This is a genomic window from Streptomyces sp. NPDC051567 (assembly GCF_044454165.1).
In the GTDB taxonomy this organism is placed as follows: domain Bacteria; phylum Actinomycetota; class Actinomycetes; order Streptomycetales; family Streptomycetaceae; genus Streptomyces.
The window spans coordinates 256,720-283,342 of record NZ_JBITDK010000002.1 but is presented as its reverse complement, the minus strand read 5'-3'; the positions used below and the strand labels follow the sequence as shown (position 1 = coordinate 283,342).

Annotated in this window: 18 protein-coding genes; 12 read left to right on the top strand and 6 right to left on the bottom strand. The window is 71.7% G+C overall.

The features are described 5' to 3' along the window. Nucleotides 1-190: 190 nt before the first annotated feature. Complete coding sequence (locus ACIA5F_RS03390; RefSeq protein ID WP_399348904.1) at nt 191-2,773, top strand: SpoIIE family protein phosphatase; 2,583 nt, start codon at nt 191-193, stop codon at nt 2,771-2,773. Nucleotides 2,774-2,970: 197 nt separating this feature from the next. Here the strand turns inward: ACIA5F_RS03390 and ACIA5F_RS03385 are convergent, their stop codons facing one another. From ACIA5F_RS03385 to ACIA5F_RS03360, 6 genes are all read right to left on the bottom strand, one after another. Further along, on the bottom strand, nt 2,971-3,690 hold the full coding sequence (locus ACIA5F_RS03385) for a PspA/IM30 family protein (RefSeq protein ID WP_399348585.1): 720 nt from the start codon (nt 3,688-3,690) through the stop codon (nt 2,971-2,973). A gap of 61 nt (nt 3,691-3,751) precedes the next feature. Beyond that, entirely contained in the window at nt 3,752-5,860 is a 2,109-nt protein-coding gene (locus tag ACIA5F_RS03380) for a TPM domain-containing protein (protein ID WP_399348583.1), read from the bottom strand. 251 nt (nt 5,861-6,111) lie between these two features. Beyond that, the gene (locus ACIA5F_RS03375; RefSeq protein ID WP_399348581.1) at nt 6,112-6,882 is read right to left on the bottom strand and encodes a succinate dehydrogenase/fumarate reductase iron-sulfur subunit; all 771 of its coding nucleotides are present in this window, start codon (nt 6,880-6,882) and stop codon (nt 6,112-6,114) included. Further along, nucleotides 6,879-8,804 carry a fumarate reductase/succinate dehydrogenase flavoprotein subunit gene (locus tag ACIA5F_RS03370; RefSeq protein WP_399348579.1) on the bottom strand — a complete coding sequence of 642 codons (1,926 nt, stop codon included), beginning with the start codon at nt 8,802-8,804 and terminating at the stop codon, nt 6,879-6,881. Before ACIA5F_RS03370 ends, ACIA5F_RS03375 begins: the two co-directional genes overlap by 4 nt. A gap of 1 nt (nt 8,805) precedes the next feature. Next, complete coding sequence (locus ACIA5F_RS03365; RefSeq protein ID WP_399348577.1) at nt 8,806-9,630, bottom strand: hypothetical protein; 825 nt, start codon at nt 9,628-9,630, stop codon at nt 8,806-8,808. A gap of 95 nt (nt 9,631-9,725) precedes the next feature. Continuing rightward, nucleotides 9,726-9,941 (bottom strand): hypothetical protein, encoded by a 216-nt coding sequence (locus tag ACIA5F_RS03360; RefSeq protein ID WP_399348575.1) that lies wholly within the window; start codon nt 9,939-9,941, stop codon nt 9,726-9,728. 369 nt (nt 9,942-10,310) lie between these two features. Here ACIA5F_RS03360 and ACIA5F_RS03355 point away from each other — a divergent pair, with 369 nt between their 5' ends. From ACIA5F_RS03355 to ACIA5F_RS03305, 11 genes are all read left to right on the top strand, one after another. After that, a complete protein-coding gene (locus ACIA5F_RS03355; RefSeq protein ID WP_399348573.1) occupies nt 10,311-13,025 on the top strand; it encodes an ABC transporter substrate-binding protein in 2,715 nt (904 codons plus the stop codon). 421 nt (nt 13,026-13,446) lie between these two features. Further along, nucleotides 13,447-15,351 (top strand): translational GTPase TypA, encoded by a 1,905-nt coding sequence (typA, locus tag ACIA5F_RS03350; protein WP_399348571.1) that lies wholly within the window; start codon nt 13,447-13,449, stop codon nt 15,349-15,351. Nucleotides 15,352-15,821: 470 nt separating this feature from the next. Then, a complete protein-coding gene (locus tag ACIA5F_RS03345) occupies nt 15,822-17,456 on the top strand; it encodes an ABC transporter substrate-binding protein (protein WP_399348569.1) in 1,635 nt (544 codons plus the stop codon). 171 nt (nt 17,457-17,627) lie between these two features. Next, entirely contained in the window at nt 17,628-18,560 is a 933-nt protein-coding gene (locus ACIA5F_RS03340; protein ID WP_399348902.1) for an ABC transporter permease, read from the top strand. Continuing rightward, on the top strand, nt 18,553-19,500 hold the full coding sequence (locus ACIA5F_RS03335; protein ID WP_399348567.1) for an ABC transporter permease: 948 nt from the start codon (nt 18,553-18,555) through the stop codon (nt 19,498-19,500). Before ACIA5F_RS03340 ends, ACIA5F_RS03335 begins: the two co-directional genes overlap by 8 nt. Nucleotides 19,501-19,511: 11 nt before the next feature. After that, nucleotides 19,512-20,567: an ABC transporter ATP-binding protein gene (locus ACIA5F_RS03330; protein WP_399348565.1), complete on the top strand. Its 1,056-nt coding sequence runs from the start codon at nt 19,512-19,514 to the stop codon at nt 20,565-20,567. After that, nucleotides 20,560-21,600 carry an ABC transporter ATP-binding protein gene (locus ACIA5F_RS03325; protein WP_399348563.1) on the top strand — a complete coding sequence of 347 codons (1,041 nt, stop codon included), beginning with the start codon at nt 20,560-20,562 and terminating at the stop codon, nt 21,598-21,600. Before ACIA5F_RS03330 ends, ACIA5F_RS03325 begins: the two co-directional genes overlap by 8 nt. Before the next feature lie 212 nt (nt 21,601-21,812). Further along, nucleotides 21,813-22,754 (top strand): GNAT family N-acetyltransferase, encoded by a 942-nt coding sequence (locus tag ACIA5F_RS03320; RefSeq protein WP_399348561.1) that lies wholly within the window; start codon nt 21,813-21,815, stop codon nt 22,752-22,754. A gap of 106 nt (nt 22,755-22,860) precedes the next feature. After that, on the top strand, nt 22,861-24,489 hold the full coding sequence (locus ACIA5F_RS03315) for an ABC transporter substrate-binding protein (RefSeq protein WP_399348559.1): 1,629 nt from the start codon (nt 22,861-22,863) through the stop codon (nt 24,487-24,489). A gap of 169 nt (nt 24,490-24,658) precedes the next feature. Then, on the top strand, nt 24,659-25,582 hold the full coding sequence (locus ACIA5F_RS03310) for an ABC transporter permease (RefSeq protein WP_399348557.1): 924 nt from the start codon (nt 24,659-24,661) through the stop codon (nt 25,580-25,582). Further along, the gene (locus ACIA5F_RS03305; RefSeq protein WP_399348555.1) at nt 25,575-26,615 is read left to right on the top strand and encodes an ABC transporter permease; all 1,041 of its coding nucleotides are present in this window, start codon (nt 25,575-25,577) and stop codon (nt 26,613-26,615) included. The genes ACIA5F_RS03310 and ACIA5F_RS03305 overlap by 8 nt, the downstream gene beginning before the upstream one ends. Nucleotides 26,616-26,623 lie beyond the last annotated feature (8 nt).

The following is a 26,623-nucleotide window of genomic DNA, read 5'->3' as shown; positions in this document are numbered from 1 at the left end:
GCGTCCCCGGACGGACTCCGGGGAGATCACGTGACGTGGCTCGAAACGAACGAGACCGTGCTGTGATCGTGAACGCCGTGCCGTCAGGGGCCGTGGTGCTGAATACTTTCGGTCCAGGCCGGTCCGGTTGCGGTGAGCTGGAGGGGACGGTCGCGTGAGCGAGATACCTGCGCAGGCACATCAGGCCCACGTGCCTCGGGAGACATGGCACGACTCCTTGTGGCACAGCAGTCCGCCTGGCTCGATATACGACTACATAAAAGTGGCTTCGTTCTCGATCGGCCCCGACGGGCTCATCGACCAGTGGAGCCTGCGCGCCGAGGAACTGTTCGGCCTGCCGGCGGCCCAGGCGGTGGGCCGGGACCCGGTCGACGCCTTCATGCCGCCGGAACTGCGGGCCGGTGCGCACCGCCGGGTCGCCGAGATCCTCGACGGCAAGGAGTGGACGGGGCTGATCCCCTTCCGTGTCCCCGGGGGTGACGGTACGCACGGAGTGGCCGAGATCTATGTGATGCCGACCCAGACCGAGGCCGCCGAGCGGGCCGCCCTCTGTGTCGTCGTCGATGTGCGCGCACTGCGCCGGATCGAGTCCGACCTGGCGGCATCACAGGCGATTTTCGGCCAATCGCCCTTCGGTTTCCTGCTCTTCGGCACCGACCTCACCGTGCAGCGGGCCAACCGCCGCTTCGCCACCGTCTTCGGCGGCGCCGCGACCCGGCACCGGGGCCGGACCGTCCACGACTACCTGCCCCGCCACGAGGCCGACCGGATGACCGAGGCGCTGCGGCGGGTGCTGGAGACCGGCGACTCCGTCACCGACCTGCGGATCACCGGCGCCCCTCCGGGCAGCCGGGACGACCGCCACTGGTCCATCAACCTCTACCGGCTGCACGGCGGCACCGGCCGCCCCATCGGGGTCGCCGGGATCGGCACCGACGTGACCCGGCGTCACCTCGCCGCCCGTGAGGCCGCCGGGGTGCGGCGCAACCTCGCCCTCCTCAACGAGGCCGGACACCGGATCGGGAACTCCCTCGACCTGGAGACCACCGCCCGGGAACTGCTGGACGTGACCGTCCCCGGCTTCTGCGACCTGGCCTCCGTCGACCTGTACCAGGGGCTGCTGCTCGGCGACGAGGACCGGGCCGCCAAACTGCGCGGACCCGGGGTGCCCTCCCTGCCCGGACAGGGACCCGGACGGGCCCCCTCCGCGCCGCTGCGGCGGGTCGCCTTCGCCTCGGCCGTGTCGGACATCGCGCTGCCGGGCCAGGGCGCGCCCGTCGCCGTGGGCGAGGTCCACCGGTACCCGGCCGGATCGCCGGGCGCGCTGGCGCTGCGTACGGCGCGGCCCGGACTGATCGAGGGCGGCGGGCCCGAGGACCTGGTCCAGTCGACGCTGGTGGTCCCGCTGGTCGCCCACGACACGGTGGTCGGCCTCGCCCGGTTCTCCCGGACCAAGGGCAGCGAACCCTTCGGCGAGCGGGACCGGGCCGTCGCCGTGGAACTGGCCGCGCGGGCCGCCGTCTGCATCGACAACGCACGGCTGTACCGGCGCGAGCACGAGCGGGCCCTGATCCTCCAGCGCAGCCTGCTGCCGCCCGGCGACCCGGAGGCGGCCGGCCTGGACATCGCCTGCCGCTACCTGCCCGGCAACGCGGCCACCGAGGTCGGCGGGGACTGGTTCGACGTCATCGAACTGCCCGGGCACCGCACCGCCCTGGTCGTCGGCGACGTGATGGGCCGGGGCCTGCGGGCCGCCGTCGCCATGGGCGAACTGCGGACCGCCGTACGGACCCTGGCGCTGCTGGACCTCGAACCGGCGGAGGTGCTGACCGCGCTGGACGAGATCGCGCGCGGGCTCGGCGCGCCCGGCGGCTCCCAGCAGGCCTCCCGGGCCGCCCTGCACTCCCGCGACGCCGACCGCTCGGAGGTCTACCTCGCCACCTGCGTCTACGCGGTCTACGACCCGGTGACCCGGCGCTGCACGATCGCCAACGCGGGCCACATGCCCCCGGTCGTGGTGGAACCGGCGGGCGAGGACGGCGTGGCACGGCCCGCCGTCCTGCTGGAGGTGCCGCCCGGGATGCCGCTGGGCGTGGGCGGCGAGCCGTTCGAGGAGGTCGAGGTGGAGCTGGCGGAAGGCGCGCTGCTCGCCCTGTACACCGACGGGCTGGTGGAGTCCCGCGACCATCCGCTGGACGAGGGGCTACGGGGGCTGCGCGCGGCCCTCACCGACCCGGCGCGGCCCCTGGAGGAGGTCTGCGACCACGTGCTGAACACCCTGGACACCCGGCACGGGGAGGACGACATCGCCCTGCTGATGGCACGGGTGCAGGGGCTTCCGACGGACGCGGTCGGCGACTGGCAGCTCCCGAGGGAGGCCCGGTCGGTGGGCCGGGCGCGGGAACTGGCGCGGACGAAGCTGCCCGCCTGGGGCCTGGAAGGGCTGCTCGACACCACCGAACTGCTGGTGAGCGAGCTGGTCACCAACGCGCTGCGGTACGGGGAGGGCGAGATCCGGCTGCGGCTGCTGCTGGACCGGACGCTGGTCTGCGAGGTGTGGGACGGCAACCTGGCGCAGCCGAGGCGGCGGCGGGCGCGGGACACGGACGAGGGCGGGCGCGGGCTCCAGCTCGTCGGGCTGATGTCCGCCGGGTGGGGGACGCGGCGGACGCACCGGGGCAAGACGGTCTGGTTCGAGCTGCCGTTGCCGGGGGGTGGGGAGCGGGAGGCCGCCGGGCTCTCGGCGGAGCAACTGCTGGACATGTACGGCTGAGCCCCGCCGCCGCCGCGCCCCGGCGGTGCCCGGCCGTACCCCCCGGCCCGGCTGCGCCGGGGCTCACGGGGGCTCCGCCCCCGGACCCCCGCGCCTCAAACGCCGGCGGGGCTGGGTGAGGCGGGGCCGGGTCGGGCCCGCGCGGCCCCGGCCTTGCGCGCCTCAAACGCCGGCGAGGCTGGATGAGGCGGCGGGGGCTACGAGGTCCGGCCGGACTTGAGGGCGGCCAGGCGGGCTTCGATCTCCGAGGTTGCGCCGAGGTCGTCCAGGGACTCGAACTGGGCGTCCAGGGAGGAGGCCGCCAGTTCCTGCTTGCCCAGGGCCAGGGCCTCCTGGCGGCGGACCTTCTCCTCGAAGCGGTTCAGGTCGCCGGACGGGTCCATCACGTCGATGCTCTTGACCGCGTCCATCATCGTGTTCTGGGCGTGCGCCGTCCGGGACCGGGCCACCAGCTCGTCCCGTTTGGCCCGCAACTCGGTCAGCTTGTCCTTCATCGAGTCCAGCCCCGACCGCAGCCCGCCGACCACCTCCGTCTGGGAGGCGATCGTCGGCTCCGCCGTCCGCGCCTCCTTCTCCGACCGCAGCTGGCGGCCGAGGGCCACCTTCGCGAGGTTGTCGAAGGTGTCCGCCTGGGCCGTCTCCCCGGACGCCCGCAGCGCGTCCGCCCGCCGGCTCGCCGCGAGCGCCTTGCCGCCCCACTCGGCCGCCGCCTCCACGTCCTCCTTGTGGTCCGCCTCCAGCATCCGCAGGTTGCCGATCGTCGTCGCGACGGCCTGCTCCGCCTCCGCGATGTTGTCCGTGTAGTCGCGGATCAGCTGGTCCAGCATCTTCTGCGGGTCCTCGGCCTGGTCCAGCAGCGCGTTGATGTTGGCCTTGGCGAGCTGGGTGACACGGCCCAGGACGGTCTGCTTGCTCATGTGCGGTTCTCCTTCGATTCTCCTGGTGGGGTGGGTCCGCAGGCCGGTGGTGCGGTGGGTCTCAGAACCGGCCGCCACCGCCCATCCGGCCCCGGGTGCCCCCGCCGCCGAACGAGCCCGGCCCGCGCCCGCCGCCCCCGCCGCCGAAGCCGCCCCCGGCGCCGCGCAGGATCTCGCCGAGGAGGATTCCGCCGAGCACGGCCCCGCCGCGCCCGCCGCCCGCGCGCTGTCCGCCGTACGGGTCCTGGTAGCCCCGGACGTCCTGCTCGGCCAGTTGCTGGGCCTGCCGGGCCAGGGCGTCCGCCCGCTGGGCCTCCGCCAGCGCGCCCGGCGGGTCCGTCGGCGCCAGGGCGAGCGAGCGTTCCAGGTGCCGCTGGGCCTCCGCCAGCCGGGTGCGGGCCTGGCTGGCGACCGCGCCCCGGCTGGTGGTGACGTAGCCCGACGCCGCGCCGATCGCGCTGCGGGCCGACAGCAGCGCCTGGTCGAGCAGGGCCGCCGCCCGCTGCCGTCCCGTCTCCCGTTCGCGCTGGCCGGCCAGGGCCTCGTCCAGGGCCGCGTCCGCCTCCTCGACGCGCCGCAGGCAGCCGATCGGGTCGTACCGTCCGGCCTCGCGCTCCCGCCGCACGTCGGCCAGTACGGCCTCCACCCGGCCGATCCGGCCGCGCAGGTCCGCCGTGGAGACCCCGGGCGGGGTGCCCGTCAGCAGGCCGCGCGCGTCCGCGAGGTCCGTCTCCGTCGCGGTGAGGACCTCGGGCAGCCGCCCGGCCGCCTCCGCCAGCTCCCGCGCCCGGCCCTCGACGGCGTCCACCAGGGTCGCGGCCTGGGCCACCGCACCCTCGGCGGCCCGTACGTGCACGGCCGCCCGGCCGTTCTCGCCGTAGTCGACGGCCGCGTGGGCCTCGCCGAGGCCGGTGGTCGCGAAGAGCAGCCGGTCCTTGGCCTGTTCGGCGTTGGCGGCGACCGGCGCCGAAGCGGAGTCCGCGTACCGCCGGGCCAGCTCCGCCAGCGTCGCCTCCGCCGCGGTGGTGCGGCCGGTCAGCTCGCGGAAGCGGCCCTCCACGGCGGCCAGCGCCTGCGGGGCGTTCTTCTCCAGGTCCCGCAGCCGGTCGAAGCCGGCCGCCTCGTCGTCCAGCCGCCGGTTCGCCCCGGTGCAGCGGGCCACGATCTCCTCCAGCATCCGGCGCCGGGTGGCGTCGTCCTCCGGGTAGGCGTCGTCGAGCTGCTGGCGCAGCCGGAAGGCGTGGGTCAGCTCGTCCCGCGCGTACGCCAGGGCCTCGGTGAAGGTGCCCACCGCCGCCTCCCCGAACTGGGCGGAGGCGAAGCCGAGTTCCTCGGCGCTGGTGCGGACCGCGTCGTCGGTCTCCACCAGCAGCACCTTGGCCCGCGCGTCCAGCTCGGGCAGCGGGAGCGGCGCCGTGTCCTGCCCGCCCCACCCGGGGCTGTTCGTCGTACCGCGCCCGCCGTCGCCCCGGCGCCTGCGGCGGCTGTACGCGAAGACCCCGAGCGCCCCGGCCGCGCCGACCGCCACCACCGGGAGCACGTAGTCCCCGGCCCCGTTCCCGGCCCCGTCGTCCGCCGGGGCGCCGCCCGGGTCCGCCGGGCCGGGGGTGAGGGAGGGGGCGGGGACGGGCAGCCCGCCGAGGACGGCGTCGTAGCCGTCGGCGGCGCCGACCGCCGCGCCCGCCCAGTCGTTCACCCGCAGCGCGGGCTCGACGGCGGTCCGGGCCACGTCCGCGAGCTGCGGTCCGGTGAGACCGGAGCCGGGGTCGGCCGAGTAGGCGTAGTTCCGGGCCCCGGTCGCCACCGCCAGCAGGAGGTCCTCCTGGCCCAGGCCGTTGCGCTGCGCGGTGGCGTCGGCCCAGCTCTGGGCGGAGCGGCCGGAGAAGTCCCGGACGTAGACGACGAAGAGCTGGAGCCCGCGGTCCGCGTAGAGCCGGTCCAGGGCGGCGGTCACCTCCCCCGTGCGGTCGCCGAGGGCCCCGACGCGGTCGGTGATCTGGCCCTGCCGGGACAGGGTGACGGGGTCGTCGGCGCGGGCGGGCGGCGCGTGGGCGGCCTGGAGGCCGCAGGCCGCCAGCAGCGCGGCGGCCAGGGCCAGCGCGACGCGTACGGGCGCGGGTACGCGTACGGGTGTCCTCCCGGTGGTGGCGCGTCTCTTCGGCGGGGTCACACCTGGGAGCGTATGGGCGGTTTGTGCCTCCCGCACCCGGAGGGCGGGCCGGTGACCGAGGCCGGGACCGAGGCCGGGACCGGGCCCGCCGGGACCCCTGGTCCGGGCCCTGGTCCGGGCCCTGGGCCCCGGCTCCGCGCCACCGGGCCGGGCCCGCCGGGACCCTCCGGCCCCGGGTCCCGGCTCCGCGCCACCGGGCCGGGCCCGCCGGGACCCTCCGGCCCCGGGTCCCGGTCCCGCCCTCCGGGGGTTCAGTTCCGGCGGCGGCCGATCCGGGAGCCCAGCCAGACCAGCGGGTCGTACCGCCGGTCCGCCACCCGCTCCTTCAGCGGGATCAGCGCGTTGTCGGTGATCCGGATGGACTCCGGGCAGACCTCCGTGCAGCACTTGGTGATGTTGCAGAGGCCGAGCCCGTGCTCCTCCCGCGCCGTCGCCCTGCGGTCCAGGCCCGCCTCCGCCGCCGCGTCCAGCGGGTGCATGTCCAGCTCCGCCACCCGCATCAGGAAGCGGGGACCGGCGAAGGCGCCCTTGTTCTCCTCGTGGTCACGCACCACATGGCAGGTGTCCTGGCACAGGAAGCACTCGATGCACTTGCGGAACTCCTGCGAGCGCTCCACGTCCACCTGCCGCATCCGGTACTCGCCCGGCCCCACCCCGCGCGGCGGCACGAAGGCCGGGATCTCCCGGGCCTTGGCGTAGTTGAACGACACGTCCGTGACCAGGTCCCGGACGACGGGGAAGGCCCGCAACGGCGTGACCGTCACCGTCTCCTCCCGGCCGAAGACCGACATGCGCGTCATGCACATCAGCCGGGGCCGCCCGTTGACCTCCGCGCTGCACGAGCCGCACTTGCCCGCCTTGCAGTTCCAGCGCACCGCCAGGTCCGTGGCCTGCGTCGCCTGGATGCGGTGGACGATGTCCAGGACCACCTCGCCGTCGTGCACCGGGGCGGTGAAGTCCCTGAGCGCCCCGCCTTCCGCGTCGCCCCGCCAGATCCGGAAGCGTGCCTGGTACTCCGTCACGCGGGGAACTCCTCTTCGTCGAGGTACTTGACCAGCTCTTCCTTCTCGAACAGCGCGAGCAGGTCCGGGCGGATGGGGTCGGTACGGGCCCGTACGAGCGTGATCCGGTCCTTCGCCGGATCGGCCGGGGGCGGGTCCACCGGCCGGCAGAGCAGGTTCACCCGCCGCCAGGCCCGGTCCATCGCCGGCCGGTCCTCCCGGGTGTGGCCGCCCCGGCTCTCGGTGCGCTCCAGCGCCGCGCGGGCCACGCACTCGCTGACCAGCAGCATGTTCCGCAGGTCCAGCGCCAGGTGCCAGCCCGGGTTGAACTGCCGGTGCCCCTCGACCCCCGCCCGGGCGGCCCGCACCCGCAGCCCCGCCAGCCGCTCCAGGGCCTCGGCCATCTCGCCCTCCCGGCGGATGATGCCGACCAGGTCGTTCATGGCCGTCTGGAGCTCCTGGTGGAGGGTGTACGGGTTCTCCGCGCCCCCGGCGGCCCGGAACGGGGCCAGCGCCTCCGTCACCGCCGCGTCCACCTGCTCCTGGGGGACCACCGGCCGCCCGCCGGCGCCCGTGGCGGCCCCGGCGCCGTGTCCCGCCGCGTACCCGGCCGCGTGCAGCCCCGCCCGGCGGCCGAAGACCAGCAGGTCGGAGAGGGAGTTCCCGCCCAGCCGGTTCGAGCCGTGCATCCCGCCCGCGACCTCGCCCGCCGCGAACAGCCCCGGCACCCCGGCCGCGGCGGCCGTGTCCGAGTCGACCGAGATCCCGCCCATCACGTAGTGGCAGGTCGGGCCGACCTCCATCGCCTCCGCCGTGATGTCCACGTCCGCCAGCTCCTTGAACTGGTGGTACATCGAAGGCAGCCGCCGCCTGATCCGCTCCGCGGGCATCCGGGTGGACACGTCCAGGAAGACCCCGCCGTGCGGGGAGCCGCGCCCCGCCTTCACCTCGGAGTTGATGGCCCGCGCCACCTCGTCGCGCGGGAGCAGCTCGGGCGGGCGCCGGTTGTGGTCCGGGTCCTCGTACCAGCGGTCGCCCTCCGCCTCCGACTCGGCGTACTTCTCCTTGAAGACGTCCGGGACGTAGTCGAACATGAACCGCTCGCCCTCGCTGTTGCGCAGCACCCCGCCGTCACCGCGCACCGACTCGGTGACGAGGATGCCCTTGACCGAGGGCGGCCAGACCATGCCGGTCGGGTGGAACTGCACGAACTCCATGTTCACCAGGGGCGCGCCCGCGAGCAGCGCCAGCGCGTGGCCGTCGCCCGTGTACTCCCAGGAGTTCGAGGTCGTCCTGAAGGACTTGCCGATCCCGCCCGTGGCCAGCACCACCGCCGGGGCCTCCAGCACGAAGAACCGCCCGGACTCGCGGGCGTAGCAGAAGGTGCCCGAGACCCGGTCGCCGTCCTTCATGACCCTGGTGACCGTGCACTCCTGGAAGACCTTCAGCCGGGCCTCGTACTCCCCGTGCTCCCGGAAGTCCTCCTGCTGGAGGGCGACGACCCGCTGCTGGAGGGTGCGGATCAGCTCCAGGCCGGTGCGGTCGCCGACGTGGGCGAGGCGCGGGTACTCGTGGCCGCCGAAGTTGCGCTGCGAGATCCGCCCGTCCGGGGTGCGGTCGAAGAGCGCGCCCCAGCTCTCCAGCTCCCAGACCCGGTCCGGGGCCTCCTTGGCGTGCAGCTCGGCCATCCGCCACTGGTTGAGGAACTTGCCGCCGCGCATGGTGTCGCGGAAGTGCACCCGCCAGTCGTCGCGCCCGTTGACGTTGCCCAGGGAGGCGGCGATCCCGCCCTCGGCCATCACCGTGTGGGCCTTGCCGAAGAGGGACTTGCAGATCACGGCCGTACGGGCGCCCCGCTCGCGGGCCTCGATCGCGGCCCGCAGCCCGGCGCCACCCGCCCCGACCACGACCACGTCCCACTGCTGCCGGTCGACTTGAGCCATGTCAGAAGATCCTCGGGTCGGTGAAGGCGCCGCTGGCCAGCAGGTACACGTAGAAGTCGCACACGGCGACACTGACCAGGGAGGCCCAGGCGAGCTGCATGTGACGGGAGTTGAGGCGGGTGACCCAGCCCCACAGCCGGTAGCGCACCGGATGCCGGGAGAAGTGCCGGAGCCGGCCGCCCATGACGTGCCGGCAGGAGTGGCAGGACAGGGTGTAGGCCCAGATCAGCACGGAGTTGGCGAGGAACAGCACGGTGCCCAGGCCCATGTGGCCCCAGGCGTAGTGCGCGTCGCGGAAGGCCAGCACGGTGTCGTACGTGAGGATGCCCGCGACCGGGACCGCCGCGTAGAAGAAGTACCGGTGCAGGTTCTGCAGGACCAGCGGGAAGCGGGTCTCGCCGGTGTACCGGGAGTGCGGCTCGGCGACGGCGCAGGCGGGTGGCGAGGCCCAGAAGCCCCGGTAGTACGCCTTGCGGTAGTAGTAGCAGGTCAGCCGGAAACCGAGCGGGAAGACCAGGATCAGCAGGGCGGGGGAGAGGCCCCACCACTCCCCGAAGAGCGCCCAGTTGGGGCCGCCGCGCATCTCCTGGCAGCGCTGCGCCAGGCACGGGGAGTAGAACGGGGAGACGTACGGGGCGGCGTAGTAGAAGGTGTCGGCGAAGGCCCGCCAGGTCGAGTAGACGACGAAGGCGAGCAGCCCGGCCGCGGTGCCGGCGGGCGAGAGCCACCACCGGTCGGTCCGCAGGTGCCGGGCCGCGATCGCCGCCCGGGAGGCGCCGTGGACGCCCGTGGGCCGCTGCTGGGATGGTTCCGTGCCTGTGGCCAAAGGGGACTCCGGGGGGAGTGGGAGGGGCGGCACAGGGCCCGGCCGGGGTACGGCCGGGCGTGGGACGGGGTGGCCGAGGGGGCGGGGGCCGGTCGTCAGGGGGCGCGGCGGCCCCGGGAGCCGAGGCCCTCGTCGTCGGAGTCCGTCCACAGCGTGCTGTCGTACGGGGTGTCGGGGACCGGCACCATCCGCGACGGGTCCGTCTCCTGGGCCGGTCTGCGCCGGGCGGCCCGCCGCTCCAGCCGCTCGACCGTGCGGGTCAGCTCGTCCAGGCTGCGCCGTACCGCGCTCAGATCGTCGTACAAGGACATGACGTGTCCTCACTTCCGCAGGGGTGCGGTGGCAACGTTCCTGTGCGCCTGAGAGTGTCGCGCCTCCCGTCCCCCGTTGTGAAGGGACGTGCGGCGATTGCGGGCGCGCGGGCCGAAACCGTGCGCCGTTCCCGGCCGTCTCCCCGGCCACTCCGGCCTTCCTCCCCGGTCCTTTCCGGCCTTCTTCCGGCGCGGGGCGCAAACCGTATTGGTCCGCACGAGTGGGGTTCGCGGCGTGGCGCGGGGCCGCTGCGAAGGCTCCGGCGGGCGGTCGCTTTCAGTGGGACCCGGTAACCGGTGTGATCAGCTCCATATACCGCCAAACGTGATCGAACACGCCCACGTCGTCCCGTCCCGGAGGTACCACCCATGTCCCAGAGAAGGCGCAGGTCCTTGGCGCTCCTGACCTCGGGAGTCCTCGCACTGCCGCTGCTCACGGGCTGCGGCGCGGGTGATGACGAGGGCGGCCCGGCCGTCGCGGGGCCGGACATCGCCACCACGACCCGCGACAAGGTCGCCGACGGAGGGGTGCTCCGCTGGGCCGTGGACGCCCTCCCGGAGACCCTGAACACCTTCCAGGCCGACGCGGACGGCGCCACCGCCCGGATCACCGGGGCGGTGCTGCCACAGCTCTTCGTCCTGGACGCCAAGGGGCGGCCCGTGGCCAACCCGGACTACCTGGAGAAGGCCGAGATCGTCGAGCGGCAGCCCAAGCAGGTCGTCCTGTACAAGCTGAACCAGCAGGCGGTGTGGAGCGACGGCCGGGAGATCGGCGCCGCCGACTTCCTCTCCCAGTGGCGGGCCCTGAACGGCAAGAACACGGCGTACTGGACGGCGCGCAACGCGGGCTACGAACGGATCGAGAAGATCGAGCGCGGCAAGACCGACCTGGAGGTCAAGGTCACCTTCGCCAAGCCGTACACCGACTGGCGCTCCCTGTTCACCCCGCTCTACCCCAAGCAGGTCACCGGCACCCCGGACGCCTTCAACGAGGGGGCCCGCAGCGGACTGAAGGTCACCGCCGGGCCCTTCTCCCTCGGCCCGGTCGACAAGACGGCCGGGACGGTCTCCCTGACCCGCAACCCGCGCTGGTGGGGCCCGCCGGCCAAGCTGAACTCGCTGGTCCTGACCGCCGTGCCCAGGGCCCAGCGCCCTGCCGCGCTGGCCGCGGGCAGGATCGACCTCGGGGAGGTCGACCGCACCGGCGTGGACCGGATCGCGCTGGCCCACCGGGACGCCGCGCCCCAGGGCGGCGCGGCGGGCGGCTCCCCGGCCCACGGCCCCGGCGCCTCGGTGACACCCGCCCAGGCCACGCTCTCGTGGGCGATCGCCTTCGGCGCGGACGAGGGCAGCGCCGAGGAGGAACGCGAGACCCGGGAGAAGAACGCGGAGGCGGTCAAGCGGTACGCCGCCGAGCAGCGGGCCCTGCGGAGCTTCGCCGTGCGCAAGTCCCTGGAGCCGGTCTACACGCAGCTGGCGTTCAACGGCAGCTCCGGCCCGCTGACCGACGAGCGGGTCCGCCGGGCCCTGGCCCGCGCCCTGGACCGCAAGGAACTGGCCGAGATCGTCCTGAAGCCCCTGGGCCTGCCCGCGAAGCCGGTCGGCAGCCACCTGGCGCTGGCCGGGCAGCAGGCGTACACGGACAACAGCGACGCCCTCGGCGGCCTGGACACCCGGGCGGCGCAGGCGCTGCTCGCGGACGCGGGCTGGCACCGGGGCGGCAAGCTGACCGTGCCCCCGCCGGCCAAGGCGGGCCCGGAGGGCGAGGAGGACGACGGGAAGACCCCGTCGGGGCCGGGCACCGGCAACGACGGCCTCTACATCGTGGGCCAGGACGGCAAGAACGGCGGCGGCGACGGGCCCGCGGTCCCCGCGCCGACGGTGCCGGCCACACCCGCCGCGCCTGCCGTGCCCCCGGGGCCCGCCGCGCCTGCCGTGCCCCCGGGGCCCGCCGCGCCTGCCGTGCCCCCGGGGCCCGCCGAGCCTGCCGGGCCCGGGGAGCCCGGTGAGGCCGAGCCCGCCGAGCCCGGTGAGGTCGGTGAGCCGGGTGAGGCCGAGCCTCCGGAGCCCGCCGGGCCGGGGGAGCCCGCGCGCGCCGCCGCGCCCGCAAAGCCCGCCGCGCCCGCCGCCGAGGGCGGGCCCGCCCTCGGCACCGCCGCGCAGAACCGTCTCTCCCCGGTGCTGGCACCGGCCCCGCTCGCCGCCGGGCAGCGGACCGCGCTCCTCGCCCAGGCCGCCGTGGCGACCAGGGCGGCCCGGGTCCAGGCCGCCGCCCGCGCCGCCGAGGCAGCCGCCGAGGCGGGGGAGACCGGGTCCGGGGCCGCCACCGAGCCCGCCACCGGGGAGGCCGGAGCCGCCGCACCGGCGCAGGCGCCGGCCCGTACCGCGACCGGCGCCGCCGCGACCACCGCCGACGGCAAGGGCCTCCCGGCCCGCGACGGCGACGCGGCCGGCCCCGCCAAGGCGTCCCAGGCCCCGGCCAAGCAGGCGGGCCGGACCTCCGGCGCCATGCTGGCCAAGGACGGCAAGGCGCTCACCCTCCGCTTCGTCCTCCCGTCGGGCCCCGGCTCGGAGTCCCTGCGCGCGGTCGGCGAGCGGATCACGCAGATGCTCCAGAAGATCGGCGTGGCCACCCAGGTGACCAAGGTGGCCGACGAGAGCTTCTTCAAGGACCACATCGCCTCGGGCCAGTACGACCTGGCCCTCTACTCCTGGCCCGCGACCGCCTACCCGGCCACCGACGGCCGGCCCATCTTCGTCAAGCCGGAACCGGCCGCCGACGGCTCGCTCCTCGTCGAACAGAACTACACCCGGGTCGGCACCGACCACATCGACCAGCTCTTCGACCAGGCCGCCGGGGAACTGGACGACGCGAAGTCCCGCGAGCTGATCCGCAAGGCGGACGCCCGGATCTGGGCCGCCGCCGGGTCCGTCCCCCTCTACCAGCGCCCCGAGCTGGTGGCCGCCAAGCCGGGCCTGGCCAACGCGGGCGCCTTCGGCCTCGGCGCCCCCCGCTACCAGGACATCGGCTGGAAGAAGCCGCCGACCGCCAAGGACGCGAAGAAGGACGGCAAGAAGGGCTGACCCCGGCCCGGCCACCGCCGCGACCCCCGGGGCCACCGGTACGGCCACCGGCGGCGACCCCCGCCGGTGGCCCCGGCCGGTCACCGCCCGGACCGCCCGCCCCGGGGGCCCGGTCCCGCCCGAGGGGGCCCGTAGGCCCAGAACCTCAGATGTGACTCAAGTCCCTTGCCCGCCGGAGCTCCGGCGGGCAAGGTCGTGGATACCCGTTGACCCGCAGGAATACCGGCAGTGCGAACGGCCGTCGTTCCCCACCCCCGACGCGGCCCTCCATCAGCCTGACGGCCTCTTGACAGCCCCCCGGCGGGCAGTTCCCGCCACGCGACGTACGATGGGGTAAGGCCGTGGCAGGTTTTCAGCCCGGTCGAGGCGCGCGTGCCAGGCCGTACGCGACGCCATCCACGATCCCGGGAGAAGCGCCGAAGTGCCCACGCGCCACGACATCCGTAACGTCGCCATCGTCGCCCACGTCGACCATGGCAAGACGACCATCGTCGATGCCATGCTCAAGCAGGCCGGTGCCTTCGCCGCCCACCAGCACCTCGACGACCGCATGATGGACTCGAACGACCTGGAGCGTGAGAAGGGCATCACGATCCTCGCCAAGAACACGGCGGTGAAGTACCACCCCAAGGACGGCGGGGCGCCCATCACGATCAACATCATCGACACCCCCGGCCACGCCGACTTCGGTGGTGAGGTCGAGCGCGGTCTGTCGATGGTGGACGCCGTCGTCCTGCTGGTGGACGCCTCCGAGGGTCCGCTGCCCCAGACCCGTTTCGTCCTGCGCAAGGCGCTGCAGGCGAAGATGCCGGTCATCCTCTGCATCAACAAGACCGACCGCCCGGACTCCCGGATCGACGAGGTCGTCAACGAGACGTACGACCTCTTCCTGGACCTGGACGCGGACGAGGACCAGATCGAGTTCCCGATCGTCTACGCCTGCGGCCGTGACGGCGTGGCCTCGCTGACCAAGCCGGAGGACGGCACCGTCCCCCCGGACAGCGACAGCCTGGAGCCGTTCTTCTCCACCATCCTGGAGCACGTCCCCGCCCCGGTGTACGACGAGGAGGCCCCCCTCCAGGCCCACGTCACCAACCTGGACGCCGACAACTTCCTCGGCCGCATCGCGCTCCTGCGCGTCGAGCAGGGCGAGCTGCGCAAGGGCCAGACCGTCGCGTGGATCAAGCGTGACGGCACCATGTCGAACGTCCGCATCACCGAGCTGATGATGACCGAGGCGCTCACCCGCAAGCCGGCCGAGGTCGCCGGCCCCGGTGACATCTGTGCCGTCGCCGGTATCCCGGACATCATGATCGGCGAGACCCTGGCCGACCCGGAGAACCCGATCGCGCTCCCGCTGATCTCGGTGGACGAGCCGGCCATCTCCATGACCATCGGTACGAACACCTCCCCGATGGTCGGCCGCGGCGGCAGCGGCAAGGGCGCGGAGGCCAAGTCCGCGGTCAAGGACCGCAAGGTCACCGCCCGCCAGGTCAAGGACCGCCTCGAACGCGAGCTGGTCGGCAACGTCTCGCTCCGCGTCCTGGAGACCGAGCGCCCGGACGCCTGGGAGGTCCAGGGCCGTGGTGAGCTGGCGCTCGCCATCCTGGTCGAGCAGATGCGCCGCGAGGGCTTCGAGCTGACCATCGGCAAGCCGCAGGTGGTCACGCAGGAGATCGACGGCAAGGTGCACGAGCCGGTCGAGCGCATGACCATCGACGTCCCCGAGGAGCACATGGGCGCGGTCACGCAGCTCATGGGCGTCCGCAAGGGCCGCATGGACAACATGTCGAACCACGGCTCCGGCTGGGTCCGCATGGAGTTCGTCGTCCCGTCGCGCGGTCTCATCGGCTTCCGTACGGAGTTCCTGACGGGCACGCGCGGTACCGGTATCGCCCACTCCATCCACGAGGGCCACGAGCCGTGGTTCGGCCCGCTGGTGACCCGTAACAACGGTTCGCTGGTCGCCGACCGCTCCGGTTCGGTCACGCCGTTCGCGATGATCAACCTCCAGGAGCGCGGTGTCCTGTTCACGGACCCGGGCACCGAGGTGTACGAGGGCATGATCGTCGGTGAGAACTCGCGCTCCGACGACATGGACGTGAACATCACCAAGGAGAAGAAGCTCACCAACATGCGTGCGGCTTCGGCGGACAACACCGAGAACGTGGTGCCGCCGCGCAAGCTCTCCCTGGAGCAGTCCCTGGAGTTCTGCCGCGACGACGAGTGCGTCGAGGTGACCCCGGAGGCCGTGCGCATCCGCAAGGTCGTCCTGGACCAGAAGGACCGCTCGCGCACCGCGTCGCGCGCCAAGTCTGCCAAGTAGTCCCCCTGCCGTTGCCCCCGCCCCCGCCTCCGCCCCTCACCGGGCGGCGTCGGGGCGATGGCTGAAACACCGCAGAACCACAGCAGCCCCTCTTGTCACGGAGCCCGTGACGGGAGGGGCTGTTTGGTGTCCGTCAACCAGATTGTTTCGTTCAAGTGTCCGGATACCGGTCGTGACGCTCCGGAAGATGAGCTAACAGTCCGTTTCGCACGTGTCTGTCTCCTATCCGTTTGTCCGGATTTCGGGTTTTGGTCATACGGTGATGTTGTGAAAACGAGACCACTTAAGTGTGGTTTACGGTCAACGCGTCGCCGAGGATGGCTCCATTGAGCTCGGGTCAATGGGTCAAGCGCTGTGGGGAGCGCCGACTCACGAGCACACTCGGGGCACAGGTCCCATCGCCGTCAGGGGTGTCGGCGAAACCACCCGTGCCCTTCACATCAGACAGTGGACTCATGAGGAGGAAACCCATGCGCGGTGCCAAGAGCGCCAAGTGGGTAGTGGGCGCGATTGTCGTCGCCCTGGCAGCGACCGCCTGTGGCGGTGGCGCCACCGGCGACACCGCCAAGGGTGAGGTTGACCCGAACGGCATCTTCTCGATCGAGGTGGGCGAGCCGGAGAAGCTCCTGCACCCGGCCGACACCATGGAGTCCAACGGCTCCATCGTCATGTCCGGGCTCTTCTCGCAGCTCGTCGACTACGACGCCGACGGCAAGCTGACCATGGTCAACGCCGAGTCGGTCGAGTCCAAGGACAGCAAGCTCTGGACCGTCAAGCTCAAGCCGGGCTGGACCTTCCACGACGGCACCAAGGTGACCGCCGAGTCCTACGTCAAGGCGTGGAACTGGGCCGCGAACACCAACAACAAGCAGGGCAACGCGTCCTGGTTCGCCGACGTCAAGGGCTTCGAGGTCGTCCACCCGGAGGGCAAGGACGCCAAGCCCACCGGTGAGACCATGGAGGGCCTGAAGGTCGTCGACGAGAACACCTTCACCATCGAGCTCGCCACCGCGATCCCGTACTTCGCGCACAAGCTCGGCTACGAGGTCTTCTCCCCGCTGCCCGAGGCGTTCTACAAGGACCCGAAGGCCGCCGGCGAGAAGCCGGTCGGCAACGGCCCCTACAAGTTCGACTCGTGGGAGCACAAGAAGCAGATCAAGATCCTGCGCTTCGACGACTACAAGGGTGCCGACAAGGCGAAGAACGGTGGTGTGATCTTCAAGAACTACACCACCGTCGAGACCGCCTACGAGGACCTGAAGTCCGGCAACGTCGACGTCCTGCGCACCATCGGCCCGAAGGACCTCCCGGTCTACCGCGCCGACCTCGGTGACCGCGCCGTGGACCAGGCGTACTCCGCCGTCCAGACCCTGGCCATCGCGTTCTACGCCGACCAGTGGAAGACCCCGAAGCCGGTCGACCCGAGGGTCATCCAGGGCCTGTCGATGGGGATCGACCGCGACACCATCACCAAGACCGTGCTCCAGGGCACCCGTGAGCCCGCCACCGGCTGGGTCGCCAAGGGCGTTCTCGGGTACACCCCGGACGCGGCCGGCGAGGTCACCAAGTTCGACCCCGCCAAGGCCAAGCAGCGGATCGAGGAAGGTGGCGGCGTTCCGAACAACGAGATCACGATCCAGTTCAACTCGGACGGCGGCCACAAGGAGTGGGTCGAGGCTGTCTGCAACAGCATCACCACGTCGACCGGTGTGAAGTGCACCGGTGACGCCAAGCCCGACTTCCAGGCGGACCTCCAGGCCCGCAAGGCCAAGCAGGTCAAGTCGATCTACCGGTCCGGCTGGGTCCTCGACTACCCGGTCAACTCCAACTTCGTCCGCGACCTGTTCGGTACGACCTCCTCGGGCAACCAGGGTGGCTTCTCCAACGCGGATCTCGACGCCAAGATCGCCGCGGCCGACGCCGCGCCGACCCTGGACGAGTCCGTGAAGGCGTACCAGGCCGTCGAGAAGGACCTGGTCAACTACATGCCGTCGATCCCGCTCTGGTACTACAAGGTCAACGCGGGCTACTCGGAGAAGGTCCAGAACGTGAAGTACGCCCAGGACGGCGACCCGATCATCGAAGGGGTCGAGGTCAAGAAGTAAGTCCCGCAGCGTCATTCTGTTCGACGGATGTGGGCCGGCGGGGAGCCGGCCCACATCCGGGCCTATACGCAGCGCCCGGGGGGCCCTTTCGCCACGTAGTGACGTTGTCACGCACGTGCGTGGCGAAGGGGCCCGTCCGGCTGCGCCTGCCGCATCTTCTACGGAGGCATGATGGGGCGCTATGTCGTACGACGACTGCTCCAGATGATCCCGGTCTTCTTCGGGACGACCCTGCTCATCTTCATGATGGTGTACAGCCTGCCCGGCGATCCCGTGGCCGGACTTTTCGGGGACAAGGGCGCCGACCCTGCGACACTGGCGGCACTCCGCCGTGAGCACGGTCTGGACCTGCCGATCCTTCAGCAGTACTGGAACTACATCTCGAACATCCTGTTCCACTTCGACTTCGGGCAGCAGATCCGCAGTGGACGTGAGATCACCGATGTTCTCGGCAGCGCGTTCCCGGTCACGCTCCGGCTGGCCCTGCTCGCGTTCGCCATCGAGATCGTGCTCGGTCTCAGCCTCGGCATCGTCGCCGGCCTCAAGGCCGGCAAGCTCGTGGACAACCTGATCCTGATCCTGACGCTGCTGATCATCTCGGTCCCGGTCTTCGTCCTCGGCTTCATCGTCAAGACGGTGTTCGCCTTCCAGCTCGGCTGGATCGCGCCCAACGTCAGCAACGCCGAGACCTGGGCGGAGCTCATCGCGCCGGCCCTGGTACTGGGCTCGCTGTCGCTCGCCTACGTGGCCCGTCTGACCCGTGCCTCCATGGCGGAGAACCTGCGCGCCGACTACGTGCGCACGGCCGTCGCCAAGGGCCTCCCGAAGCGTCGCGTCATCGGTGTGCACCTGATGCGCAACTCGATGATCCCCGTGGTCACCTTCCTGGGCACCGACATCGGCGCCCTCATGGGCGGCGCCGTCGTCACCGAGGGAATCTTCAACGTCAAGGGCGTCGGTGGCCTGATCTACGAATCACTCCTCCGCCGCGAGGGCCTGACCGTCGTCGGTGTCGTCACCGTCCTGGTGGTCATCTACCTCGCCGCCAGCCTGCTCGTCGATCTGCTCTACGCGGTCCTGGACCCGAGGATCCGATATGCCTGACATGACCAAGACCGACCCCGCGAAGGCCGAGGCCGCTCCGTCGCCCGCCGCCCCCGTGGGCGCGCAGCCGACCGAGAAGGCCCGCAGTCTGTGGGGCGACGCGTGGGCGGACCTGCGCCGCAACCCGTACTTCCTCGTGTCGTCGGTGCTGATCTTCTTCCTGCTGCTGGTCGCCACCGTCCCGTCCCTGTTCACCAGCGCCGACCCCACCAGGGGCGACCTGGTCAACCACTTCCTCGCCAAGCCCGAGCTGGGTGCCATCGGCACCCCCGGCTGGCTCGGTTACGACGGCCAGGGCCGCAGCGTCTACGCGCGTCTGATCTACGGCACCCGTGCCTCGATCATCGTCTCCGTCTGCGTCACGCTGCTCGTGACCGCCGTCGGCTCCTTCACCGGCATGATCGCCGGTTACTTCGGGGGCAAGACGGACGCGATCATCTCGCGCATCACCGACATCTTCTTCGGCGTCCCCTTCCTGCTCGGCGCGATGGTCATCCTGCAGGCGTTCGTCTCCCGCACCGTGTGGACCGTCGTCTTCGCCTTGGCCTTCCTCGGCTGGACCCAGATCACCCGCGTCATGCGCGGCGCGGTCATCACGGTCAAGCAGGCCGACTACGTGCACGCCGCGAAGGCGCTGGGCGCCGGGACCCCCCGCATCCTGCTCCGGCACATCCTCCCGAACGCCATGGCGCCGGTGATCGTTGTCGCGACGATCGCCCTCGGTGGCTACATCGCCGCCGAGGCGACCCTGTCCTACCTCGGTCTGGGCCTCGCGTCCCCGACCATCTCGTGGGGCGTGGACATCTCCGCCGGTGCCTCGCAGATCCGGGTGGCCGAACACATCCTGTTCTACCCCTCGATCATGCTCAGCATCACCGTCCTCGCCTTCATCATGCTCGGCGAAGCGGTCCGCAACGCCCTCGACCCGAAGCTGCGCTGAGGAGGGCGTACATGATCACCGTAGACAAGACCAGCAGCACCCCCTCCCCGCGTGACGGGGAGACGCAGACTCCGCTCCTTGAGGTGCGCGACCTGCACGTGGAGTTCCACACCCGGGACGGCGTGGCCAAGGCCGTCAACGGCGTCAACTACAGCGTGAGCGCCGGCGAGACCCTCGCCGTCCTCGGCGAGTCCGGCTCCGGCAAGTCCGTGACGGCGCAGGCCATCATGGGCATCCTGGACATGCCCCCGGGCAAGATCCCGCAGGGCGAGATCCTCTTCCGCGGCCAGGACATGCTGAAGATGAGCTTCGAGGAGCGCCGCCAGCTCCGCGGCCGGAAGATCGCCATGATCTTCCAGGACGCGCTCTCCTCCCTGAACCCGGTCCTCTCCGTCGGCTACCAGCTCGGCGAGATGTTCCGTGTCCACCAGGGCGCCACGAAGAAGGAAGCCCGGCTCAAGGCCATCGAGCTGATGGACCGGGTGAAGATCCCGGCGGCGAAGGAGCGGGTGGGGGACTACCCGCACCACTTCTCGGGCGGTATGCGCCAGCGCATCATGATCGCCATGGCGATCGCGCTGGAGCCCGACCTGATCATCGCGGACGAGCCCACCACGGCCCTCGACGTCACCGTCCAGGCCCAGGTCATGGACCTGCTCGCGGAGCTCCAGAGCGAGCTGAACATGGGCCTCATCCTGATCACCCACGACCTCGGCGTCGTCGCCGACGTCGCGGACAAGATCGCCGTCATGTACGGCGGCCGGATCGTCGAGACCGCCCCCGTCCACGAGATCTACAGCCGCCCCGCGCACCCGTACACGCGCGGCCTGCTGGACTCGATCCCGCGCCTGGACCAGAAGGGCCAGGAGCTCTACGCGATCAAGGGCCTGCCGCCCAACCTGCTGAACCTGGCACCCGGCTGCGCCTTCAGCCCGCGCTGCCCCAAGGTGCAGGACATCTGCCGTACCGACATTCCGGTACTGCAGCCGGTGACCGAGCAGGACGGCACCGAGCTGGCCGGCCGCGGCAGCGCCTGCCACTTCTGGAAGGAGCAGATCCATGGCTGAGCCCACCACGCGCGAGCCGATCCTCCAGGTCCGCAACCTGGTCAAGCACTTCCCGCTGACCCAGGGCATCCTGTTCAAGAAGCAGGTCGGTGCGGTCAAGGCGGTCGACGGGATCTCCTTCGACCTCTACCGGGGCGAGACCCTGGGCATCGTCGGCGAGTCCGGCTGTGGCAAGTCCACCGTCGCCAAGCTGCTGATGAGCCTGGAGAAGGCCACCGCCGGCGAGGTCTTCTACAAGGGCCAGGACATCACCAAGCTGTCCGGCCGCGCCCTGGGCGCCGTCCGCCGCAACATCCAGATGGTGTTCCAGGACCCGTACACCTCGCTGAACCCGCGCATGACGGTCGGCGACATCATCGGTGAGCCGTACGAGATCCATCCCGAGGTGGCTCCCAAGGGCGACCGGCGCCGCAAGGTCCAGGAGCTCCTGGACGTGGTGGGCCTGAACCCGGAGTACATCAACCGGTACCCGCACCAGTTCTCCGGCGGCCAGCGCCAGCGCATCGGCATCGCCCGCGGCCTCGCGCTCAACCCGGAGATCATCATCTGCGACGAGCCGGTCTCCGCGCTCGACGTGTCGGTGCAGGCCCAGGTCATCAACCTGATGGGCAAGCTCCAGGACGAGTTCAACCTCTCCTACCTCTTCATCGCGCACGACCTGTCGATCGTCCGGCACATCTCGGACCGCGTGGGCGTCATGTACCTCGGCAAGATGGCCGAGATCGGTACGGACACCGAGATCTACGAGCACCCGACGCACCCGTACACGCAGGCGCTGCTGTCGGCCGTGCCGGTGCCGGACCCGCAGGCGCGCGCCCACCGGGACCGGATCATCCTCACCGGAGACGTCCCCTCCCCGGCCAACCCGCCGTCGGGCTGCCGCTTCCGCACCCGCTGCTGGAAGGTCCAGGACAAGTGCTCCACCGAGGAGCCGCTGCTGGCGATCCCGGAGCGGTTCAAGGGCCAGGACACCCCCGCCGCGCACGAATCGTCGTGCCACTTCGCGGAGGAGCGGGCCGTACTGGCCGTCTGACCCGCCGCGGTCGTACGCAGTCGTACGTGGTCCCGGAGCGCCCGGTACCGGATCTCGATCCGGGCCCGGGCGCTCCGGCGCGTCCGGGCCGGGCCACCCGCGCCACGGCCCCGGCGGCGGGTCCCCGCAGTGGGTTCCGGGCGCGGGGTCCGGACACGCCCGTGCGGAAAAGCCGGTTGCGGGCCCGCGCCCGCGCGGCCGACAGTGGCCCGATGACCGACACCCTCACCGTCCGGCCCGCCGGGCCCGGCGACGCCTCCGACATCTGCGCCCTGCTCAACGCCGTCGACATGATCGAGATCGGCCGCCCCGAGACCGGCCTGGGCGCCGTCGAGGCCGATCTCCACCACCCCGACGTCGACCTCTCCACCGACTCCTGGCTCGCCTTCCGCGGCGGCCGGCTCCTCGCCTACTCCCTGGTCTGGGCCGACTCCGGGCCCGGCCGCGTCGACGGCGACCACTACGTGCTGCCCGGCCACCCCGAGGCTTCCCTGCGGCTGCTGGAGCGGATGGAGCACCGGGCCCGCCGGATGGCGGCGTCCGCGCCCGACGGCACGTTACGGCTCCAGTTCAACGTGAAACCCGTCCTCGACCTGGCCCTCCTCACCGGCCGCGGCTACCGCCCCGTCCGCCGCTACCAGGTGATGACCCGCGCCCTCTCCCCGGCCGCCGCCGTGGCACCCGACGAGCCCCCCGCCGGGCTCGTCCTGCGCCACTGCGGGACCGACGAGGCCGACCGCCGCCGCGTCCACGCCCTGGTGCAGGACGCCTTCGCCTCCCACTTCGGCCACGCGGAGCGCGCGTACGAGCCCTGGCTGGACCACATCGACGGCCGCGGCCTCGACTGGTCCCTGACCTGGATCGCGAGCCTGCCCGGCGAGGGCGACGCCGGCGTGCTCCTCACCCGGGACGACCGCACCAGCATGGGCTGGATCAGCCATCTCGGCGTACGGGAGGAACTGCGCGGCCGGGGCATCGGCGGCTTCCTCCTGCGCCACGCCTTCGCCGCCTACGCGGCGCGCGGCCGGGACACCGTGGGCCTCGGCGTGGACACCCACAACGAGACCGGGGCGCTCGCCCTCTACGAGGCGCACGGCATGGCCTTGCACTACGCGGTGGACACCTGGCAGCTGGCTTTGCACCCACAGGGGTGACAGGCGGGTGACGCGGGGGTGCAATCGGTCCAACCACACGTGCGGGGGGCCTCACCTGGGGTGACATTGGGCGCTAAGCGAGTCCGGTGACCAAGGAGGCACTCCCATGCGCGGAGCCACCCGTGCCCAGTGGGCCGCATGTGCGGCGGCCGTCGCCCTCGCGGCGACGGCCTGCGGCGGCGGGAGCGACAGCGGCGGGGGCAGTACGGCGGGAGTCGTCAGCTCCTCGTGGGGCGACCCGCAGAACCCGCTGGAGCCGGCCAACACCAACGAGGTCCAGGGCGGCAAGGTCCTCGACATGCTCTTCCGCGGTCTGAAGCGGTACGACCCCAAGACCGGCGCGGCGGACAACATGCTCGCCGAGAAGATCGAGACGAGCGACAGCCAGCACTTCACGGTCACCCTCAAGGACGGCTGGAAGTTCAGCAACGACGAGCCGGTCACCGCCCACTCCTTCGTGGACGCCTGGAACTACGCGGCGGACGTGCGCAACAAACAGAACAACGCGCCGTTCTTCTCCGACATCGTCGGCTATGCCGACGTCCACCCCACGTCGGGCGAGCCGAAGACCAAGACCATGTCCGGGCTGGTCGTCAAGAACGACAAGACCTTCACCGTGGCCCTGAAGTCCAAGTTCTCCACCTGGCCCGAGACCCTCGGCTACCAGGCGTTCTCCCCGCTCCCCAAGGTCTTCTTCACCGACCACGCCGCCTGGCTGGGCAAACCGGTCGGCAACGGCCCGTACACGGTGGACTCCTACACCCGGGGCACCGGGATGAAGCTCCGCACGTGGGACGGGTACCCGGGCACGGACAAGGCGCAGAACAACGGGGTGGACCTCAAGGTCTACACCGACAACAACACCGCCTACACCGACCTGATCTCCGGCAACCTCGACCTCGTCGACGACATCCCGGCGCAGCAGCTCAAGAACGTCAAGGACGACCTCGGCGACCGGTACATCAACCAGCCGGCCCTGATCATCCAGACCGTCGTCTTCCCGCTGTACGACCCGCAGTGGAGCAAGGAGGGCATGGAGAAGGTCCGCCGGGGCCTGTCCATGGCGATCAACCGCGACGAGATCACCAAGCAGATCTTCCAGGAGACCCGCACCCCGGCCAAGGACTGGACCTCCCCGGCCCTCGGCGCCAAGGGCGGCTTCAGCGCCACCCTCTGCGGCGAGGCCTGCGCCTTCGACCCGGTGGCGGCCAAGAAGATGATCCAGGAGGCCGGCGGCCTGCCCGGCGGCAAGGTCACGCTCACCTCCAACGTGGACACCGGCTCGCACCGCGAGTGGATGGACGCCGTCTGCAACAGCATCAACAACGCCATCGGCGAGGGCCCGGTCTGCACGGTCAACCCGATCGGCACCTTCGCCGACTTCAAGAACCAGCTGAGCGCCTACAAGATGTCCGGCCCCTTCCGCTCGGGCTGGCAGGCCGATTACCCGCTGATCCAGAACTTCCTGGAGCCGCTCTACTACACGGGCGCCTCCTCCAACTACGGCAAGTTCGACAACAAGGACTTCGACAAGCTCGTCGACGAGGCCAACCAGGAGAGCGACCCCGCCAAGGCGATCGCCACGTTCCAGGACGCCGAGAAGATCCTGGCCGAGCAGATGCCGGCGATCCCGCTCTGGTACCAGAACGGCAGCGCCGGGCACTCCGCGCGCCTCTCGGACGTGGCCCTCAACCAGTTCAGCGTCCCGGTCTACAACCAGATCAAGGTCGGCTGAACCGGGCGACCGCCCCCGCCGGACCGCGGCCCCACGGCGACCGCCGCCCCGCGGCGCTCCGTGACCGCGCCCCGCGCCCGGAGCCGGAGGGCCCACGGGCCGCGGCCGGTCCGGTCCGGCCCGGTCCCGCGCGGGACCGCAGGAACCCAGCACGTACCAGGGGAGTCTGATGGGACGTTATGTGATCCGGCGGCTGCTCCAGATGATCCCGGTGTTCATCGGCAGCACCTTCCTGATCTTCTTCATGGTGTACGCGCTCGGCGACCCCGTCGCGGCCCTCTTCGGCGACAAGGCCCCCGACCCCGCCACCGCCGCGCGCATCCGCAAGGACCTCTACCTCGACCAGCCGCTGTGGAAGCAGTACCTGCACTACATGGGCCAGATCTTCCAGGGCGACTTCGGCACCGCCTTCAACGGCCAGAAGGTCACCGAGCTGATGGCCTCGGCCTTCCCCGTCACCCTGCGCCTGACCATCGTGGCGATCCTCATCGAGATCGTCGTCGGCATCAGCCTCGGCGTCGTCAGCGGCCTGCGCCGGGGCAAGGCCGTGGACACGAGCCTGCTGGTCCTGACCCTCGTCGTCATCTCGGTGCCCACCTTCGTGACGGGCTACCTGCTCCAGTACCTCTTCGGCGTCAAATGGGGCTGGGTCCGGCCCACCGTCTCCCCGGACGCGCCCTTCAGCGAACTGATCCTGCCCGGCATCGTCCTCGCCCTGGTCTCCCTCGCGTACGTCACCCGGCTCTCCCGGACCTCGATCGCCGAGAACGTCAAGGCCGACTACGTCCGCACCGCCGTCGCCAAGGGGCTGCCGCGCCACCGGGTCGTCACCCGCCACCTGCTGCGCAACTCGCTGATCCCCGTGATCACCTTCATCGGCACCGACATCGGCGCCCTGATGGGCGGCGCCATCGTCACCGAGCGGATCTTCAACATCCACGGCGTGGGCTACCAGCTCTACCAGGGCATCCTGCGCAACAACGCCCCCACGGTGGTCGGCTTCGTGACCATCCTCGTCATCGTCTTCCTGCTGGCGAACCTGCTCGTCGATCTGCTCTACGCGGTCCTGGACCCGAGGATTCGTTATGCCTGAGCCCGAGCGTCCCGAGCGTCCCGAGCGTTTCGAGGGGCCGGAACTCTACGACCCGGTGGGACCCGGCCCGCACGAGGCGATCTCCCCGACCGGCCAGGGCGGAGGCATGGATCTCGCCATGGAGGAGGCCGAGAGCCTGGAGCAGCCCCCCGGACCCGCCGCCCCGGGAGCCCCCGCCCCCGCCGACAAGGCCCGCTCCCTGTGGTCCGACGCCTGGCACCAGCTGCGCCGCAACCCCGTCTTCGTGGTCTCCTCGCTGCTGATCCTCTTCCTCGTCGTCATCGCGATCTGGCCCCAGCTCATCGCGGACGGCGACCCCCTCCGGTGCGACCTCTCCAAGTCCCAGCAGGGCTCCGCCCCCGGCCACCCCTTCGGCTACGACACCCAGGGCTGCGACGTGTACACCCGTACCGTCCACGGCGCCCGCGCCTCCATCACCGTCGGCATCTGCGCCACCCTCGGCGCCGCCCTGCTCGGCTCCGCGCTCGGCGGGCTCGCCGGGTTCTTCGGCGGCTGGAGCGACGCGCTGCTCTCCCGGGTCGCCGACATCTTCTTCGGCATCCCCGTCGTCCTCGGCGGCCTGGTCTTCCTCTCGGTGGTCACCAGCACCACCGTCTGGCCGGTGGTCGGCTTCATCGTGCTCCTGGGCTGGCCGCAGATCGCCCGCATCGCCCGCGGTTCGGTGATCACCGCCAAACAGAACGACTACGTCCAGGCCGCCCGCGCCCTCGGCGCCGGCAACAGCCGGATGCTGCTGCGGCACGTGGCGCCCAACGCCGTCGCGCCCGTCATCGTCGTCGCCACCATCGCCCTGGGCACCTACATCGCGCTGGAGGCCACCCTGTCCTTCCTCGGCGTGGGCCTGCGCCCGCCCACCGTCTCCTGGGGCATCGACATCTCCAACGCGGCCTCGCAGATCCGCAACGCCCCGCACATGCTGCTCTACCCGGCGGGCGCGCTGAGCCTGACCGTGCTCGCCTTCATCATGCTCGGCGACGCGGTGCGCGACGCCCTCGACCCCAAGCTGCGCTGAGGAGCCCC